The sequence below is a fragment of the Guggenheimella bovis genome (assembly GCF_054492335.1).
In genome coordinates this window covers 550,717-569,261 of record NZ_JBQWTF010000001.1, presented here as the reverse complement: position 1 = coordinate 569,261, position 18,545 = coordinate 550,717, and the positions used below count along the sequence as shown (strand labels likewise).

The following is an 18,545-nucleotide window of genomic DNA, read 5'->3' as shown; positions in this document are numbered from 1 at the left end:
ATGAAATGTATTGTAGGACTTGGTAATCCTGGTAAACAGTATGAAAATACCAAGCACAACCTAGGCTTTATGGTCATCGATCAGCTAAAAAAAGAACACGGTCTCGACCAGACGAAGGGGCAATTTGAAGCACTCGTCACCGAGTGGCAGCTTCACGGAGAAAAGATCCTCCTCGTAAAGCCTGAAACTTTTATGAATGCCAGTGGAAGATCGGTGAGAAAGGTCTTTGACTTCTATAAGCTAGAACCAAAAGATATCTTAGTCGTCTACGACGACATCGATCTCGAGATCGGTTCCATTCGCCTTAGAAAAAGCGGGGGACCGGGGACGCATAATGGCATGAGAGATATTGTTAACTGCCTTTCGAGTAAGGACTTTCCAAGACTTCGTGTAGGAGCTGGAAGAAATGGGCAAAAGGACCTCGCTGAGTACGTCCTTTCGGGCTTTTCAAAAGAGCAGTGGAAGCTCATCGATGAAGCCATCGAGCGATCGGTGAGTGCCATCGAGGTCTGGATTCTTGAAGGCATAGAAAGCGCAATGAACCGTTATAATGGATCTATTTAGTAAACTCAGAATACCTAAAGAACAAAAGAAACTATCGATTGATGGAGTCAGCGAATCGTTTGACTCCTTGCTTTTTCATGAAAATTTTAAGGGAACGACGAGTCTCATCTTAACGCCTGATCAGCTGGTTGCTGACCGCATCTACGAAGATCTCACGAGACTCGGAGAAAACCCGCTCGTCTTTCAAGCAAAAGAAATTCTAACGACTCGGATCTATGCTCAAAGTACGGAGAACATGTTAGAGAGAGCCGTCGTTTTAGAGAGTCTTTTAGAAGAAGGACCGAAGACGGTCATCGCAAGTGTCCGGGCAGCAGCAGAGCGCATCGTTGATCCTGAGGTCTTTAAGGGCGAACGCTTTCGCCTCGAAGTAGGGTCGGAGTTTCAATACGACGTCCTACTAGAAAAGCTCGTTCGACTCGGCTATGAACGCGTTCAATTCGTCAACAACTGGGGTGAATTTAGTGCGAGAGGCGACATTGTAGACCTCTTTCTTCCCGGTGAAAAGCTTCCTTTTCGTATCGAGTTCTTTGGCGATGAAGTTGATAGCCTAAGAGCCTTCGAATGGAAGACACAGCTTTCTACAGAAAATGTAGAAAGCATCACCATTTTCCCAGCACTTGAATCGTTTACGACGCCAGAACTCGAGGAACTCTTTCAGGTTCTTCCAGAAGAAGTACGAGAAAACCCCGACTTCTCGCACGAGCGCGATAAGTATCTGACCCTCATCGATAAAGCCAAGACGATTTTCGATTACTGTGCTTTTGAAAACATCGTACTTATCGAAAGAGGACAGCTTGAGACGCGTCTCGAATCCTTACGAGATGACTTCTTGATGCGCTTTGAAGAAGCATTAGAAAAGGGTCAATGCCTTCCAGAAGAGGAGAAGAACCTCTTAAGTTTAGACGAACTAAATAAGGAACTCGAACGTTTTTCTCGCGTAGAACTTACAAACTTTAAAAATCCCTCGAGTGACATACACTTTGATGCGAGAAGAAACGAAAGCTTTCAAGCGAAACTTCCCGATTTTACCTCAACTCTTTTAAAGCGAGACGCTGAGGGCTATACGCAAGTGATCTTTGCTGGAGAAAAGAAGCCCTTTATCGAAGGACACTTTAAAAGAGAGGCACTCCACTTAAGCCCTAATGTTCATCTCCTAGAAGGTGCCCTTCACTTTGGTTTTACAGACGATACGATTCAGCTTTCTGTCTATACGGAGCGCGACATCTTTGGCGTCGGTAAGACGAAGAGGCGAAAGCACTTTGGAGAAAACAGCGAACGAATCAGTTCCTTCTTCGACCTAAAGCCCGGCGACTTTGTCGTTCACCTGCACCATGGTATCGGTTGCTACGAAGGGATCGAAACGAAGAGCGTAGAGGGCGTAAAGAGAGATTACCTCTCCATTCGCTACGCTAAGGGAGACCGCTTGTTCGTTCCGACCGACCACATTGACCTCGTTCAGCGCTACATCGGTGGAGAGCTCTCCTTCGACCGCTTGACGAGACTCGGAACAAACGAGTGGAAGCGAAAGACCGATAAAGCGAAGAAGAGCATTGAAGATCTCACCGATGAACTCATTAAGCTTTATGCCGAAAGAGAAAGCCAAGAGGGCTACCGCTTTAGTCCCGATACACCGTGGCAGAATCAATTTGAACTCGATTTTCCTTACGAAGAAACACCCGATCAGCTTCGAAGTATTGAAGAAATTAAACGAGATATGGAATCCGTTCGACCCATGGACCGTTTGCTCTGTGGTGACGTCGGCTTCGGTAAGACCGAGGTCGCTTTACGAGCGATCTTTAAAGCCGTCATGGATGGAAAGCAAGCTTGTTTTCTCGTTCCCACGACGATACTTGCAAGCCAGCACTACGAGACGATTAAAAAGCGCTTTCAGAACTTTCCTGTAAACGTCGGCATGCTGTCTCGCTTGACACCTGCTTCGGTAAAGCGAGGGTATCTCGAAAAACTTAAAAAAGGTTCACTAGACATCGTCGTCGGAACCCACATGTTACTTGGTAAAGACGTGCAGTTTAAGGACTTAGGACTTCTCGTCATCGATGAGGAGCAGCGCTTCGGTGTAAAGCATAAGGAGCAGATTAAAAAGCTTAAGACCAACGTCGATACGTTAAGTATGTCGGCAACGCCCATTCCAAGAACACTTAACATGTCGCTCTCTGGCATTCGAGACATGAGTCTTTTACAAGATCCGCCGCTCGATCGCTATCCCGTGCAGACCTACATCTTAGAGTACGATGAATCGATTCTTCGAGAGGCCGTGCTTCGAGAGATCGAACGAGGGGGACAGGTCTACTACATCTTTAATAACGTTCAAGAGATGGAAAGGCGCTTTCGAGAGCTCCAAGCGCTCCTTCCTGAGGTCTCGATGGCCTATGCCAACGGGCAGATGGGAGAGAGACTTCTTGAAAATGCCATGCTCGGTTTCGTCGAAAAGAAGTTTCAGCTTCTTCTCAGTTCTACCATTGTCGAAACGGGACTCGATATCTCAAACGTCAACACCATTCTCATCGAAGATGCACAGAACTTTGGACTTTCTCAGCTCTATCAGCTTCGTGGTCGCGTCGGTCGAACGAACCGCATCGCCTACGCCTACCTCTTCTATCCGAGAAATCTCCAGCTTACAAAAGTTGCCGTCGATCGCTTAAATACGATTAAAGAGTTTACGAGCTTCGGTAGTGGCTTTAAGATTGCGATCAGGGACCTTGAAATTCGCGGATCTGGTAATGTCCTTGGAAGCTCTCAAAGTGGTCAATTTGAAGAAATTGGTTATGAACTCTACATGGATCTACTAAAGAATCGAATGGATCAGATCCGAGGTATCAGTAAGCCCGTTAAGACCGAATCCTCGATCGACGTCGATATCTCGGCCTTCATTCCCGACGAGTACGTAAATGATACGGGTGCGAAAATGGATCTTTATAAACGCATTCGAGCCATTCAGACGGCCGAAGATAAGCTCTTCATCGAAGAAGAGATGATCGACCGCTTTGGAACACCACCTGAAAGTGTCACGAACCTCGTCCTTCTTCAGATGATCCGCTCTAAGGCAGAGACCTTAGGATTTAAAGAAACAAAGAGCATTAAACTCGGCTTTGAACTCGTCTTTGACGAAGAAAAAGCCTTAGATACGTCACTTGTGAGCCATATTTTTAGTACTTTTAAGGATGTCACGATACAATTAAAAAGAAGACCTCATATCGTGATTCCGTATCGCTATAAACCCATTGATCGTGTGAAGGATGCAGAGCATCTAGAACACTTCCTCGATCAATTAATCCTTTTCAAAAGCGATGAAACCCACTATAATGAGACGGTAAAGGAGAATTAAATGAAAAAATTGCTATGTTTTGCGCTTGCGACTGTATTACTTGTAAGTGCTTGTCAACCCAAAGGAACGACTTCCGGTGAACCCGTGAGTTCAGAAACAACCGCTAGTGTAGATAACACGGCTGTCATCGCTAAGGTAGGCGATCTCACCTTGACACAAGGTAGCTTTGATCGTAACCTCGCACTCATCAAGTTCAACATTGAATCCAATAATCCCAATCAAAAGTTCGACCAGTTGAAGCCAGAAGAACAGGCTCAAATTAAAAAGGATCTCTACAATGCCTTAGTCGATGAGCTTGCAAGTGTTCAAGCTGCTAAAAAAGCTGGCATCACCCTAAAAAAAGAGCAACTTGATGCTGACTATCAAAGCTATGTAACACAAGCTTTTGGTTCATGGGAAAACCCAAAAGAAGAAGCAAAGAATCTCGTTGCTTACTTTAAAGCCAACGACATCACTGAGGATTTCATTAAGCGTGCACTCGAATACTCTGCTATTCGTCAACAACTAAAGGATCAAATTCGTGCCGACCTAAACGCTGATACAAAGCTCATCGAAGAGCTCAAGAATCAAACCGTTCAAGTCGAAGCGAGCCACCTCTTAGTTGCCCTCGATGAAAAAGAAAAGATCGATAAGATCTACGATGAACTTCAACAGTCACCTGATAAGTGGAATGAACTCGTAAAGAAATGGTCTATTGACACAGGAAATGCTGAAAAGGGTGGAGCATTAGGTTACTTCTACCAATACGGACAAATGGTTCAACCGTTTGCTGATGCAGCTTTCAGTACGCCTGTTGGAACGATCAGTAAGCCTGTAAAGACTCAATTTGGTTGGCACCTCATTAAGGTCACAGGTTCTAGAACATACAAGGAAATTGAAAAAGCTGACAAGCAACAAGCTGCTTCTGCACTCGAAGTGCTCCTTGGAAACAAAGAATCAGAGAAGTTTAAAGCCCTCGTCGACGAAGTCAAGAAGACTTCAGACGTGATGACGACAGAAGTGACGAAATAATGATTACCGTAGTAGGTTTGGGACCTGGAAGCCAGGACTATTTATCTCAAAGCGCCTACGAAGCCTTAAGGGAAGCAGAGACGATCTATGTGCGAACGAAGCACCATCCCGTCTTGGATGAGCTTCCCTTTTCCTTTGAAAGCTTTGATGAGGAATACGACCGCGCCGACGACTTTTCTACTCTCTATAAGACCATTGCAGAAAAGCTCGTCGAACTCTCAAAAGAAAAGAATATCGTCTACGCTGTTCCAGGAAGCGTCTATGTCGCAGAAGATAGCGTAAAAGAACTCAAAAAACTCACAACCTTTAAAGTGATCGATGGCATCAGCTTCTTAGAGCCCGTCTTTAGAGCTCTAAAGCTCGACCCCACCGATGGCCTTCAGATCTTCGATGCCTTAAGTGACTTTCACTACGATCCGACCGTCGATGGCCTCCTTCTTCAAATTTACTCCAAAGAAGTGAGTTCCGATGTAAAGCTTAAACTCATGGAGATCATGGACCCAGAAAGGCCTGTGACGCTCGTAAAGTGGGCTGGAACGAAGAACGAGACACTAGAGACCGTTCCTCTTTATGAAATGGATCGCTATGAATACGACCATCTGACGTCCCTCTTTATTCCTAGAGGAGAGCGCTTAAAGGGCGACATGGAAGAGCTTCTACGCATTGCAAAGCGTCTTCGTGAACCAGACGGCTGCCCCTGGGACCGCGCTCAGACTCATACGAGCTTAAAGCGTTACCTCTTAGAAGAAGCGTATGAAGTGATGCAGGCGATCGATACGGAACACTACGACGAATTAGAAGACGAACTAGGCGATCTCTTGTTTCAGGTCGTCTTTCATGCACTCATCGCCGAAGATAATGGATATTTCGATTTTAAAGACATCGTTCGGGGTATCAGTGAAAAGCTTGTGAGAAGACATACACATGTTTTCTCGAAGGACACGGCGGAGGATGCATCAGAGGTCCTTACACTTTGGGAAAAGAATAAATCGAAGGAGAAGAGCTTTGAGGAGCGTGTTCATGGGCTTCCTAAGGTTTCAACCCTTCAATATGCTCAAAAGCTTCTTAAACTTTTAAAGAGCTATGAGATTCCATTTCCAGAGCATTTGAACGTGCATCCATTACTCAAAAAGCTCTTCGATCTCGTCGAAGAAGCGATCACTTTGGATCAACCACTCGATTGTCTTCTCTTCGAAAAAGTACGTGAAATCGAAAAAATTTCGTTAGAAACACAAAAAGAGGTTGAAAAATAAGCATTTTGCGGTTATCATAAGATTAAGTTATCCATGAGGAGGAATAAATGAACAAAACAGAACTCGTTGCTAAGATTGCAGAAAAGACTGGTCTTACTAAGAAAGATTCTCAAGCAGCACTCGTTGCAGTGATTGACAGTATTCAAGAAGCATTACAAGCTGGTGACAAGGTTCAACTCGTTGGCTTTGGTACCTTTGAAGTTCGCTCACGTAAAGCACGTAAGGGTCGCAACCCACAAAAACCAACAGAAGTCATGAACATCCCTGCTAGCAAAGCTCCTGTTTTCAAAGCTGGTAAAGGACTCAAAGACCTTATCAACAAGAAATAGTGAGAGGCAAGCAGCGTAACGCTGCTTGTTTCATTCGTTATGCGAATAGATAAATTTTTAAAGGTTTCGCGTATCATCAAACGCCGCACGGTTGCTAAGGAGTTTTGCGATGCAGGCAAGGTCTCCATCGGTGAGAACGTCTTAAAACCTGGTGACGAGGTGAAGGTCGGCGATATCCTTTCTATCCGCTTTGGCTCGAAGATGGTTCGCTATAAAATTTTATCGATCAATGAGACGGCTAGTAAAGAAACAGCCAAGGAGATGGTGGAGGAAGTATGAGTTTTTTAAAAAAGAATAAATTGCCCCTCATTCTCGCGGTGCTGATCCTATTAGTAGCGGTTTACATTCAGATGAATCAGGGCATGGAAATGCAAAAGCTGATTGAGGAAAGAAAAGCCTATCAGGCTGAGATCGAGCGCTTAAAGCTCGTTAAACTCAATCTGCAAAATGAATTAAAAAATTCCGGTAATCTTGATTACATCGAAATGATTGCTCGAGAGAAACTGAAGATGGTCAAACCGGATGAGATCGTCTATTATGTTCACGAATAAGTCAAGACTCAGTCTTGACTTTTTTCTATGGAGGAAATATTGAAAGCTATCATTGACTGCGGTTCGAACTCTGTAAGACTTCTCCTCTTTGATACGAAAGAAGACTTTTTAAAAGGGATCGACCGCACAGAAATTACAAGATTAGGTAAAGGCGTCAAGGAGACGGGCCTCTTATCAAAAGAGAGTATGGAAGAGACCTTTCGAGTCCTTTCAGAGTATGAAGAGATCATTAAGGAGAAAGGCGTCGATACAGTAGAGGTCTTTTGCACGGAGGCTGTGAGAACGGCTAAAAATGGAGAAGCGTTTAAAGATGAAGTGATGGATCGCTTCCACTGGAATGTGCGTATCATTTCCGGTGAAGAAGAGGCTGAGGCTGGCTTTTTAGGAGCAAAGCTACAGGATGATCATGATCACATTACACTCGTAGACATCGGTGGTGCTTCCACTGAAATTATCATGGGAACGAATGAAGTCGAGTACCGTAAGAGTTTTCCGATCGGTGCCTTAAAATATACGGAGAATCCAGATACCAGCTTAGATGAGGTATTCGAAGGACTACCTCTATTAAAAGAGCCCTTAATCGGCATCGGTGGAACGATTACATCGAGCTTAAGTATGGACTTAGAACTAGAAAAGTACGAAAGAAAGCTCATTCAGGGAAAGCCTCTTAAAAGAGAACGCATCGATGCATGGGTTCAAAAGTTAGAGAAAATGAGTCTTGAAGAGATCGAAGCTCTTCCTGGTCTCGATAAGAAGCGAGCTCCTATCATCCTTCATGGTCTAAAGATCCTTCAGTACCTATTAAAGCGCACCGAGCTGTCCGAGGTCATCGTAAGTGACTACGGAAATCTCGAAGGCTATGCAGTAATGAGGGAATTATGCTAGAACTATTTCAGGATCTTATTGAACCGAATGAAAAGATTCTCCTCTCTTTTTCAGGGGGAGTCGATTCGAGTGTCCTATTAGATCTACTGCTTGAATATCGAAAAGAAGTGCCTTTTGAGCTCGAACTCTATCACTTAAATCATAAGTTAAGAGAGAGTGCAGAGAGGGATGAGCGCTTTGCGATAGAGACCGCTAAAAAACATCAGCTCGTCTTACATCTAGAAAGCGCTAACGTAGAGGAGCAGGCCATCCTCTGGAAGCAGGGAATTGAAGAGACGGCACGAAAGATTCGCTATGAAAAGGCCTACGACATCATGCGTGAGGAGTCGATTCAAAAGCTCTTTTTAGCACATCACGAAAACGATCAGGTGGAGACGTTCTTTTTAAACTTGTTTCGTGGAAGTGGCTTAAGTGGACTCACCGGAATGAAGAGAGTCGAGGGAATGAAGGTTCGACCGCTTCTCAACTGGACGCGTGAACGCATCGAAGCCTATGCCAAAGAAAAGAACATCGAGTACGTCTTTGACGAGACGAATCTCGATAACGAATACAGAAGAAATGAGCTTCGAAACGTTATCATTCCTTATCTTTCAGAAAAGTTTGGAGCGAACATCGAAGAGTCTGTCGCTCGCACCATGAGTCTCTTACGAAGTGATGAAGAGCACATGGAACGAGAGCTTGAATCGATTGAAGACAAGGATTCCTACGATCTTACTTCTCTCGTAGCACTTGACGATGCGCTTCTTTCTCGCTTTATTCGCCGCACCTTAAAGACCCGTAAGACCTTACAAAATGTGACGAGTGAACAAATTTTAGGGCTCGTTCGCTTTTTAAGATCGGATCACTACGGCGAGGTGAGCATTCAGGGACTTACCTTCTCGAAAGAGCAGGGGACGCTCATGATTTTCGATGAGCTTCGAGAGCCACTTACGGTTCAAGAAGTCGTTCTAGGTGAGCAGCTCATTCCAAATGGAAAGCTCTTCGTCGAAGAAAGTAACATCAAGCGCGGTGACCTTTCCATTCCTAAGGCGATGATTCAAGGAAAGCTAAGGATTCGTCCAAGAAACATGGGCGATGAAATTCGCCTCGACGAAACAAAGCATAAGAACCTCAAAAACTGGTTTATCGATGAGAAGATTCCGAGGTCTTTAAGGGATCAAATTCCACTTCTTACAGACGATCAAACGCTCTATTGGATCGTCGGTTATAGAAGGGCATTCCTCGAAGAGATGAATCCTCCTTATTTATGCTTTTATTTTACAAAGGCAAAAAAATAGGGTATCATTGTTTAGATAGTTTAGGAGGGACATATGCCAAAATCGCAGAGAAATCTGTTAGTATATCTCATCATTATTATCGTCATGGTTTTTGCTATATCGAAGTGGTTCGATACGTCTAGTACTGAAAAATCCATGTACGATGTCACGACATTAAATGAAAAAATTAAAGCTGAACAAGTCTCGGAAATGGTTCTAAATGGAGCCGAATTCCAAGGTAAGCTAAAGGATGGAACGATTTTCCGTTCGATCACAACGGGTGAACTCAGTAAAGAGACGATTCAACTCGCATCAGAGCACGGCGTCAAAGTGAGCGTCACACCGCCACAAGGTGAATCCATTTGGATCACCCTTCTCGGTCCACTCATTATGCTCGGAGCCGTCCTCGCGATGATGTTCTTTTTCTTCTCTTCGATGCAAGGTGGAAACAAGAATGCCATGAACTTCGGTAAGAGTAAAGCACGCCTTATGAAGGATGATCCGAAAAAGCGCGTGACCTTTGCCGATGTCGCAGGACTTAAAGAAGAAAAGGAAGAACTCTTTGAAATTGTAGACTTCCTTAAAAACCCACAGAAATTTGCAGCCCTCGGTGCACGTATTCCGAAGGGTATTCTCATGGTCGGTCTTCCTGGAACAGGTAAGACCTACCTTTCAAAAGCCATCGCAGGAGAAGCGGGTGTACCTTTCTACAGCATCTCCGGTTCTGACTTCGTGGAGATGTTCGTCGGTGTGGGAGCTTCTCGTGTACGCGACCTCTTCGCCGATGCGAAAAAGGATGCGCCGTGTCTAGTATTCATCGATGAGATTGATGCCGTAGGTCGTAGAAGAGGTGCTGGTTTAGGTGGTGGTAATGACGAACGTGAACAGACACTGAACCAACTACTCGTCGAGATGGATGGTTTCGATGATCACAATGGAATCATCATCATCGCAGCGACAAACCGCCCCGACATCCTAGACCCTGCTCTCTTAAGACCAGGTCGTTTTGATAGACAAATTACCGTTGACGTTCCAGATATCGGCGAACGTATGGATATCATCCGCGTTCACTTGAGAAATAAGCCGGTCGATCCGAACCTCGACCTAAAGGTTCTCGCTAGAAGAACACCGGGCTTTACGCCTGCAGACCTTGAAAACATGCTAAACGAAGCTGCTCTTCTTGCAGCTCGTAGAGGTGAGAAGGCCATCACCATGGCTCTCATTGAAGAAGCCATCACAAAGGTCATCGTCGGTGTCGAAAAGAAGAGCCGTATCGTGACTCCAAAGGAAAAGCGCCTCGTAAGCGTTCACGAAGCTGGCCATGCTGTCGTGCGTGCGAAGCTCGATAAACTCGATCCCGTACACATGGTGACGATCATTCCTCGTGGAAGCGCAGGTGGTTTTACCATGCACCTACCATCGGAAGAAATCAACTACCAGACGAAGGGTCAGCTCGAACAAGAGCTTGCAGCCGCTTTAGGTGGTCGTGTAGCAGAAAAGCTCTTCCTCGGAGATATCTCTACGGGCGCATCGAGTGACTTAAAATACGTCAGTGACATGGCGAAGAACATGGTCATTAAGTATGCGATGGGTGATAATCTACCGCAAATGGCCTTTAGCGACGAAGAGAATACCTTTATCGCCAATGACATCATGACACGCCGTGATTACTCCGAACGAGTGATCAGTGATATCGATCTTGAAATTCAAAAAATCGTAGATCGTGCATACAATCTTGCAACTGAGATTTTATCGGAGAATCGCGATAAGCTCGAAGAAGTCGCTCAGGCACTTTCTGAATATGAGACGCTCTATGAAAAAGACTTCAAAACTATCATGGAGAACGGGTTAGAAGCCTTTCGAGCAGAAAATGAAAGTGAACCTCTAGAAGCACCAACAGAAGAAACAGAGAGTTTGGAATAATCCAAACTCTTTATTTTTTTACATATATTTCGAAGTTCGTAAAACCTTGAAATTGCAAGTTTAAACGAAAAATGTTGCAAGTGAAATTGCGGAATTTTGTGTTAGAATATTACTGAATGAAAGAAATATTTGGGAGGGCATCAACGGATATGGAAAAACAAGTATTCACAGAAAAGCTTCAAGCCTTTGAAGAAAAGGTTGAGGCATCGCTTGAAAAGCGACCAGAGCGCTTAAAGACGTTCTACACGGGAAGTAAGAAGGTCGTAAAGCGTCTCTACACACCAGCTGACGTAGAAGAGTTCGACTACCTCGAAAACCTCGGTTTTCCTGGAAGCTACCCCTTTACACGTGGCGTTCAGCCCAACATGTATCGCGGAAAACTTTGGACAATGCGCATGTATGCCGGCTTTGCAACAGCCGAGGAGAGCAACAAGCGCTATAAGTTCTTAGTAGAGCAAGGTTCAAGCGGCCTTTCAGTAGCCTTTGACCTACCGACACAGATTGGTTACGACTCAGACCACGCCTTGAGTGAAGGTGAAGTCGGTAAGGTCGGTGTTGCGATCGATAGCTTAGCAGATATGGAAGTTCTCTTCGATGGCATTCCGCTCGATAAGGTTTCGACATCGATGACGATCAATGCACCTGCAAGCGTTCTACTTGCGATGTATATTGCTGTCGCTGAGAAGCAAGGTGTTTCAGCTGACAAGCTTCGTGGAACCATTCAAAATGACATTTTAAAAGAGTACATCGCTAGAGGTACATATATTTTCCCAACAGAACCCTCGATGCGTTTAATTACCGATATCTTTGCTTACTGCTCGAAAAACGTTCCGCTCTGGAATACGATTTCGATCTCTGGTTACCACATTCGTGAAGCCGGATCCACTGCAAGCCAAGAAGTCGGCTTTACCCTAGCTGACGGTATTGCATACGTCGAAGCTGCTCTTAAAGCAGGTCTCGACATCGATGACTTTGCTCCACGTCTCTCGTTCTTCTTCAATGCTCATAACGACCTCTTAGAAGAAGTGTCAAAGTACCGTGCTGCAAGAAGACTTTGGGCTAAGATCATGAAGGATCGCTTCCATGCGAAGAATCCAAAGAGCATGATGATGAAGTTCCATACACAGACGGGTGGATCGACGCTAACTGCTCAACAAACGGAGAACAACATCGTCCGCGTAACGATTCAAACGCTTGCTGCTGTCATGGGTGGAACACAGTCTCTCCACACGAACTCAAAGGACGAGGCACTCGCACTACCAACAGAGCAATCGGTTCAAACGGCACTTCGTACACAGCAAATTGTCGCTTACGAATCAGGAGTCGCAAATACAGTAGATCCACTTGCTGGAAGCTACTACATTGAAGCAAAGACCGATGAAATTGAAAAGGATGCTATGGCTTACATCGAGCGCATCGATGAGCTCGGAGGAGCTGCGAAAGCCATCGACCTCGGTTACATTCAACGCGAGATCATGGATGCCGCTTACGAATACCAAAAGTCGGTTGAATGCGGTGAATCCATCGTCATCGGCGTCAACAAGTTCCGCGTAGAAGAGCCATCGCCAACAGGACTTTTAAGAGTTGATCCGATTGTGGGAGAAAACCAAAAGAAGAAGCTTCAAGATCTTCGTGCAAAACGAGACAATGATAAGGTTCAATCCACTCTCGCTGCACTTAAGAAGGCTTGTGAGGGAACAGATAATGTCATGCCTTATATCTTAGACTGCGTTAAGGCTTACGCTACCCTCGGTGAAATTACAGATGTCATGCGATCAGTCTTCGGCGAATACCAACAGGCTGTCATTGTTTAAGGAGAAAAACCATGGAAAGACCAATTCGTGTATTAGTTGCTAAGCCCGGACTCGATGGACATGATCGCGGTGCAAAAGTCATTGCTAGAGCCCTTCGTGATGACGGGATGGAAGTCATTTATACAGGACTTCGTCAAACACCTGAGCAGATCGTTCAGGCTGCTGTTCAAGAGGACGTCGATGTCGTCGCTGTAAGTATCTTAAGTGGTGCTCATAATACGCTACTACCTAAGATCTGGAAGCTCATGGAGGAGAATGATGCTTCCGATATGCTCTACGTAGCAGGTGGAGTTATTCCCGATAGCGATATCGATTTTCTAAAACAAGAGGGTGTAAAGGCTGTATTTACACCTGGTAGCTCAACAGAGGAGATTATCGGATTTATTCACAGTGAGCTAAAGAGATGAACTGGAGCGAAAAACGAGCTATCGCGCGCATGATCACAAAAGTAGAAAATGGGGAAGAGGGCTTTGAAGAAGCCCTCAAGGACCATTTTTTACAATCAGGTCATGCTCACGTCATAGGAATTACAGGTCCCCCAGGAGCAGGGAAGAGCTCCCTTACGGACCAGCTCGCAAAAGCTTATTTAAAAGATAATAAAAAGGTCGCAATCATCGCAATCGACCCTACGAGCCCCTTTACAGGCGGATCGATTCTAGGTGACCGCATCCGCATGGGAGATCTCTCCACGAACCCCAACGTCTTTATCAGAAGCATGGGTACGCGTGGTCATCTAGGTGGTTTAAGTGCTTCAACGCACCTCGTTAAGCGCATCTTAGATGCTGCCGGTGCCGATGTCATCTTTATCGAAACGGTTGGCGTCGGTCAGAGTGAGGTCGAGATCGTAAAGACGGCAGACACGGTTCTCATGGTCATGGTTCCAGGCTTAGGGGATGACATTCAAGGACTTAAAGCTGGCATCATGGAGATCGGTGACGTCTTTACTGTAAATAAGAGCGACCTACCAGGAGCCGATCGCACCAAGATCGATATTCAAAATGCCCTGAGTTTCCTACCCCATAGTGATTGGATGCCCTCCATTACCATGGTTTCTGCGAGAGAGCAGACGGGAATTGAAGAGCTCAAGGAAGCGATCAAAGAACACTACGATTATTTAAGTGAAAACGATCGACTTCAAGCGAGAAGAAAGCAGAATTTAAAAAGTGAACTCATCGACCTACTCTACGATAAACTCTACAAAGAGATCGTACTAGATGAGTCCTTTGAAGAAGCACTGGAAGAGGTCATCTTGAAAAAGCTAGACCCTTACCGTGCAGTGGAAAAACTACTACAACATTTAAAGGAGAAAGAATGAAGGTAATGAAGCTTGACCACGTCGGTATCGCGGTCGAAAATCTAGACGATGCCTTAGAATTTTGGAGAGACATTATGGGTCTCGAGGTTCAAGGTACGGAAATTGTTGAAGAACAAAAGGTAAAGGTCGCTTTTCTACCCGTTGGAGACACTGAGGTAGAGCTCCTTGAGAGTACCACAGAGGATGGTCCTATTGCTCGTTTCATTGAAAAGAACGGTGCAGGCATTCAACATCTCGCTTTCCGTGTCGATAATATTGAAGAAGCGATTCAGTATATGCAGGATAAGGGAATGCGCATGATCGATGAAAAGCCCCGCTACGGAGCAGGAGAAGCTTCGATCGCATTCGTTCATCCGAAGAGTTCAAGACGCGTTTTAGTTGAACTAAGCGAGAGAAAATGAAACACTTTATTACATCACACTTAGTTAAGAGCGCTGACCTCAATCATCACGGCACGCTCTTTGCAGGACGTAGTGCAGAATGGCTCGTCGAGAGCGGATTCATCTGCGCAGCTACAAGCCTTGGACGTCCAGAAGATATCGTTTGTATTAACATTCACGGCTTCGTCTTTAAAAAGCCGATTCCAAAGGGTGATGTACTCATGATGACAAGCTACATTGCAAAGGTTGGATCGACCTCGATGACAGTCTATGTCAAGGCAGAGAGTGAGATTACAGGAATTTCCCCGACCGACGGATTTATTACCTTCGTATGTGTAGATTCGAAGAGTGGCATGAAAACGAAGCACGGTATCACGCTCGATGAGACGACGGATGCAGATGAACTTGAGGTTCGTCGCCGTGCTCAGGAACTATGAGAGGAAACATGGATAAGAATCAAGATTTACTTCAAAGACGCGAGACCATCCAAAAGGGCGGTGGAGATGCTCGCATCGAAAAGCAGCACCAAGCAGGTAAGAGCACAGCTCGTGAACGCCTCGAGATGCTCTTTGACGCCAATAGCTTCGTAGAAATCGATGCTTTTGTAAAGCACCGTGCAACGAACTTTGGCATGGATAAGACCGAAGCTCCAGGAGAAGGTGTTGTCTGCGGTTACGGTCAAGTAGACGGTCGCCTCGTCTATGCTTATGCTCAAGACTTCACCGTCATCGGTGGATCTTTAGGCGAAATGCATGCAGCAAAGATCGTAAAGTGCATGGACTATGCCCTCAAAGTAGGTGCACCTTGCATCGGTCTTAACGACAGCGGTGGAGCTCGTATTCAAGAAGCCGTCGATGCGTTAAGTGGATATGCAAAGATCTTCTACAGAAACACCATTAGTTCTGGTGTCATTCCTCAAATTACAGCGATCATGGGACCGTGTGCTGGTGGTGCCGTTTATTCTCCAGCACTTACAGACTTCATCTTCATGGTCGATCAAAATGCGCAAATGTTCATCACAGGTCCACAAGTTATTAAAGCTGTTACTGGAGAAGAAGTAACCGCTGAAAAGCTCGGTGGAGCGATGACACATAACTCCGTAAGTGGCGTTGCACACTTCTACGGTGCAAGCGATGAAGAGGTCATTCGTGACATCCGTAAGCTCTTAAGCTTCTTACCTTCAAATAACCTCGAAGGAGCTCCAAAGCTTCAAAAGACAGACCTCGATAAGCTCCTTCCAGAGCTCGATACGATCATTCCAGATAATCCCAACAAAGCTTACGACATGTACGATGTCATTCGCGCTGTCGTAGACGGTGGCGATTTCTTCGAATATCAAAAGTACTTTGCTAAGAACATGATCACAGGCTTTGCTCGCCTCGGTGGTCAATCCATTGGTATCATTGCGAACCAACCTGCTGTCATGGCTGGTTGCTTAGACGTCAACGCTTCCGATAAGGCAGCACGCTTTATCCGCACATGTGACGCCTTTAATGTTCCAATTCTTACACTCGTAGACGTTCCCGGATTCCTACCTGGAACTTCACAAGAATACCAAGGAATCATTCGTCACGGTGCAAAGATGCTCTACGCTTACAGTGAAACGACTGTTCCAACCGTTACGCTCATTACGAGAAAAGCTTACGGTGGTGCATATATTGCAATGAACTGTAAAGAATTAGGTTGTGATCTAAACCTCGCATGGCCAACGGCTGAAATTGCCGTCATGGGTGCTCAAGGCGCTGCCAATATCATCTTTAAAAATGAGATTAAAGCGTCAAAGGATCCAGAAGCTACGAGAAAAGAAAAGATCCAAGCTTACGAAGAAGAGTTCCAGACGCCTTATAAGGCTGCAGAACGTGGTTATATTGATGATGTCATCCTACCTCAAACGACTCGTATTCGACTCATCAATGCTTTCGAGATGCTTCAGTCCAAGCAGGTTCAAAAGCCTCTTAAAAAGCATGGCAACATGCCACTCTAGGAGGTATCATGGAACAATTTGCGAATCCCGAAATCCTTAAGACGATGACACTCGGGGAAAAGTTACTCGATAGCTTAACCGTCTTAGGTCTAGGTATGGGTATTACGTTCGTCGTGCTCGTTGCACTCATCTATGCGATTAAAGTGCTTAAAATTTTCTCGGGAACGAAGAGTAAACCTGTGGAAGCTAAAAAGGTCGTAGAAAGTGCTCCTAAAAAAGAGAGTGCTACAGACGAGGAGCTCGTCGCTGTGATCGCAGCTGCTATCGCAAGCGCGACCGGACAATCGACCTCTGACTTTAGAATCCAATCGATCACACGTGTCTCAGAACCACTCCCTGCATGGGCTCAAGCAGGACTCATGAATAACATGAAGAGATTATAGGAGAAATCATGAAGAATTATAAGATCACTGTTAATGGAACAGCATACAATGTAGTCGTTGAAGAAGTAGGTGGAGCATCTGCACCTCAAGCACCAAAAGCTCCAGAAGCACCTGTAGCTCCTAAAGCAGCTCCCGCTCCACAAGCAGCTCCCGCTCCACAAGCAGCTCCAGCACCTAAAGCTGTAGCAAGTGAACAAAGCGTTACAGCTCCAATGCCAGGAACAATCGTTTCTGTCAACGTAAGCGTTGGTCAACAAGTGAAGAAGGGCGATGTGCTCGTAATCCTTGAAGCTATGAAGATGGAAAATGAAATTATGGCCGCTCAGGATGGAACGGTAAAAGCAATCTACACCTCTAAGGGAACTGCAGTCAATTCAGGTGATGCTTTGCTGGACTTGGAGTAATCTATGCTTCAAATCATCGCTGAATTCTTTCAGGAGTCAGGGTTTACAGCCATTCAGCTTGAAACGATCGGCATGATCCTACTTAGTTTTCTATTGATGTACTTAGCGATCGTCAAGAAGTTTGAACCACTCCTACTTTTACCGATAGCGTTCGGTATGTTTCTTGCGAACATCCCGAAGGCAGGTCTTTTAGACCAACCGACTGCTGAAGCAGCAGGAGGATTACTGTACTACTTCCAACAAGGTATTCAAATTGGACTCTTCCCACCGCTCATCTTCATGGGCGTAGGTGCTATGACGGACTTCGGTCCACTTATTGCAAACCCCAAGAGTCTTCTCCTCGGTGCAGCTGCACAGGTAGGTATTTTCAGCACCTTCTTTGGTGCCATCCTCTTAGGATTCAGTGCCCAAGAAGCTGGTTCCATCGGTATCATCGGGGGAGCTGATGGTCCTACTGCGATCTTTACAACGAGTAAGCTTGCACCACATCTCTTAGGACCGATCGCCGTTGCAGCCTACTCCTACATGGCGCTCGTTCCGATCATTCAGCCGCCGATTATGAAGGCCCTTACGACAGAAAGCGAAAGAAAAATTCGCATGACTCAGCTTCGTGAAGTCTCAAGAGCAGAGAAAATCATTTTCCCGATCTTTGTAACACTTCTCGTATCTCTCGTCGTACCGCCTGCAACAAGCTTAGTCGGTATGCTCATGCTCGGTAACCTCTTTAGAGAGTGCCTCGTTGTAGATAAGCTCAGAGACATCGCTAGTAACACCTTGATGTATATCGTAACGATCTTCTTAGGTGTAGCCGTCGGTGCCAAAGCAACAGCCAATGTATTCTTCAGTAAAGAGTTCATCTTGATTCTCGTACTAGGCGTCCTAGCATTCAGCTTTGGAACGGCCGGAGGCGTCCTTCTAGCGAAGTTTATGAATCTCTTTACCAAAGACAAGATCAATCCATTAATCGGTTCTGCAGGCGTTTCTGCCGTTCCTATGGCAGCTCGTGTATCACAAGTTGTCGGACAAGAAGCAGATCCAGGAAACTTCCTCTTAATGCACGCAATGGGACCTAACGTAGCAGGTGTTATCGGTTCTGCTGTAGCAGCGGGCGTTCTTCTAACGCTATTCCAGTAAAAAAGAATAAAGATAT

19 protein-coding genes are annotated in these 18,545 nt (G+C 45.4%); all 19 read left to right on the top strand.

Going from position 1 to position 18,545, the window contains the following annotated elements:
* The 19 genes from pth (at window position 1) to ACUB3H_RS02860 (ending at window position 18,529) form a co-directional block, all read left to right on the top strand.
* Window positions 1-564 (top strand): aminoacyl-tRNA hydrolase, encoded by a 564-nt coding sequence (pth, locus tag ACUB3H_RS02950; RefSeq protein WP_459129163.1) that lies wholly within the window; start codon window positions 1-3, stop codon window positions 562-564.
* A complete protein-coding gene (gene mfd / locus ACUB3H_RS02945; RefSeq protein ID WP_459129162.1) occupies window positions 551-3,907 on the top strand; it encodes a transcription-repair coupling factor in 3,357 nt (1,118 codons plus the stop codon). Before pth ends, mfd begins: the two co-directional genes overlap by 14 nt.
* Window positions 3,908-4,918, top strand: coding sequence for a peptidylprolyl isomerase (locus ACUB3H_RS02940; protein ID WP_459129161.1), 1,011 nt, complete (start codon window positions 3,908-3,910; stop codon window positions 4,916-4,918).
* Window positions 4,918-6,171 carry a MazG family protein gene (locus tag ACUB3H_RS02935; protein WP_459129160.1) on the top strand — a complete coding sequence of 418 codons (1,254 nt, stop codon included), beginning with the start codon at window positions 4,918-4,920 and terminating at the stop codon, window positions 6,169-6,171. The genes ACUB3H_RS02940 and ACUB3H_RS02935 overlap by 1 nt, the downstream gene beginning before the upstream one ends.
* A 47-nt stretch (window positions 6,172-6,218) precedes the next feature.
* Entirely contained in the window at window positions 6,219-6,500 is a 282-nt protein-coding gene (locus ACUB3H_RS02930) for an HU family DNA-binding protein (RefSeq protein WP_459129159.1), read from the top strand.
* A 39-nt stretch (window positions 6,501-6,539) separates the two neighbouring features.
* Window positions 6,540-6,779, top strand: coding sequence for an RNA-binding S4 domain-containing protein (locus ACUB3H_RS02925; RefSeq protein ID WP_459129158.1), 240 nt, complete (start codon window positions 6,540-6,542; stop codon window positions 6,777-6,779).
* Window positions 6,776-7,051 (top strand): FtsB family cell division protein, encoded by a 276-nt coding sequence (locus ACUB3H_RS02920; RefSeq protein WP_459129157.1) that lies wholly within the window; start codon window positions 6,776-6,778, stop codon window positions 7,049-7,051. The genes ACUB3H_RS02925 and ACUB3H_RS02920 overlap by 4 nt, the downstream gene beginning before the upstream one ends.
* A gap of 39 nt (window positions 7,052-7,090) precedes the next feature.
* Window positions 7,091-7,936, top strand: coding sequence for a Ppx/GppA phosphatase family protein (locus ACUB3H_RS02915; RefSeq protein WP_459129156.1), 846 nt, complete (start codon window positions 7,091-7,093; stop codon window positions 7,934-7,936).
* The gene (tilS, locus tag ACUB3H_RS02910; protein WP_459129155.1) at window positions 7,930-9,213 is read left to right on the top strand and encodes a tRNA lysidine(34) synthetase TilS; all 1,284 of its coding nucleotides are present in this window, start codon (window positions 7,930-7,932) and stop codon (window positions 9,211-9,213) included. The genes ACUB3H_RS02915 and tilS overlap by 7 nt, the downstream gene beginning before the upstream one ends.
* Window positions 9,214-9,246: 33 nt before the next feature.
* Window positions 9,247-11,115 carry an ATP-dependent zinc metalloprotease FtsH gene (gene ftsH, locus ACUB3H_RS02905; RefSeq protein ID WP_459129154.1) on the top strand — a complete coding sequence of 623 codons (1,869 nt, stop codon included), beginning with the start codon at window positions 9,247-9,249 and terminating at the stop codon, window positions 11,113-11,115.
* 149 nt (window positions 11,116-11,264) lie between these two features.
* Window positions 11,265-12,929, top strand: a complete 1,665-nt coding sequence (locus ACUB3H_RS02900) for an acyl-CoA mutase large subunit family protein (protein WP_459129153.1) — start codon at window positions 11,265-11,267, stop codon at window positions 12,927-12,929.
* 11 nt (window positions 12,930-12,940) lie between these two features.
* Complete coding sequence (locus ACUB3H_RS02895) at window positions 12,941-13,336, top strand: cobalamin B12-binding domain-containing protein (protein ID WP_459129152.1); 396 nt, start codon at window positions 12,941-12,943, stop codon at window positions 13,334-13,336.
* Entirely contained in the window at window positions 13,333-14,244 is a 912-nt protein-coding gene (meaB, locus tag ACUB3H_RS02890; RefSeq protein ID WP_459129151.1) for a methylmalonyl Co-A mutase-associated GTPase MeaB, read from the top strand. The genes ACUB3H_RS02895 and meaB overlap by 4 nt, the downstream gene beginning before the upstream one ends.
* The gene (gene mce, locus ACUB3H_RS02885; RefSeq protein ID WP_459129150.1) at window positions 14,241-14,645 is read left to right on the top strand and encodes a methylmalonyl-CoA epimerase; all 405 of its coding nucleotides are present in this window, start codon (window positions 14,241-14,243) and stop codon (window positions 14,643-14,645) included. Before meaB ends, mce begins: the two co-directional genes overlap by 4 nt.
* Window positions 14,642-15,061 (top strand): acyl-CoA thioesterase, encoded by a 420-nt coding sequence (locus tag ACUB3H_RS02880; RefSeq protein WP_459129149.1) that lies wholly within the window; start codon window positions 14,642-14,644, stop codon window positions 15,059-15,061. The genes mce and ACUB3H_RS02880 overlap by 4 nt, the downstream gene beginning before the upstream one ends.
* Window positions 15,062-15,069: 8 nt before the next feature.
* Window positions 15,070-16,608, top strand: coding sequence for an acyl-CoA carboxylase subunit beta (locus ACUB3H_RS02875; RefSeq protein WP_459129148.1), 1,539 nt, complete (start codon window positions 15,070-15,072; stop codon window positions 16,606-16,608).
* Window positions 16,609-16,616: 8 nt separating this feature from the next.
* Window positions 16,617-16,991 carry an OadG family transporter subunit gene (locus ACUB3H_RS02870; RefSeq protein WP_459129147.1) on the top strand — a complete coding sequence of 125 codons (375 nt, stop codon included), beginning with the start codon at window positions 16,617-16,619 and terminating at the stop codon, window positions 16,989-16,991.
* An 8-nt stretch (window positions 16,992-16,999) separates the two neighbouring features.
* Complete coding sequence (locus ACUB3H_RS02865) at window positions 17,000-17,395, top strand: biotin/lipoyl-containing protein (RefSeq protein WP_459129146.1); 396 nt, start codon at window positions 17,000-17,002, stop codon at window positions 17,393-17,395.
* Between the two features lie 3 nt (window positions 17,396-17,398).
* Window positions 17,399-18,529 (top strand): sodium ion-translocating decarboxylase subunit beta, encoded by a 1,131-nt coding sequence (locus tag ACUB3H_RS02860; RefSeq protein ID WP_459129145.1) that lies wholly within the window; start codon window positions 17,399-17,401, stop codon window positions 18,527-18,529.
* The last annotated feature ends 16 nt before the right edge of the window (window positions 18,530-18,545 follow it).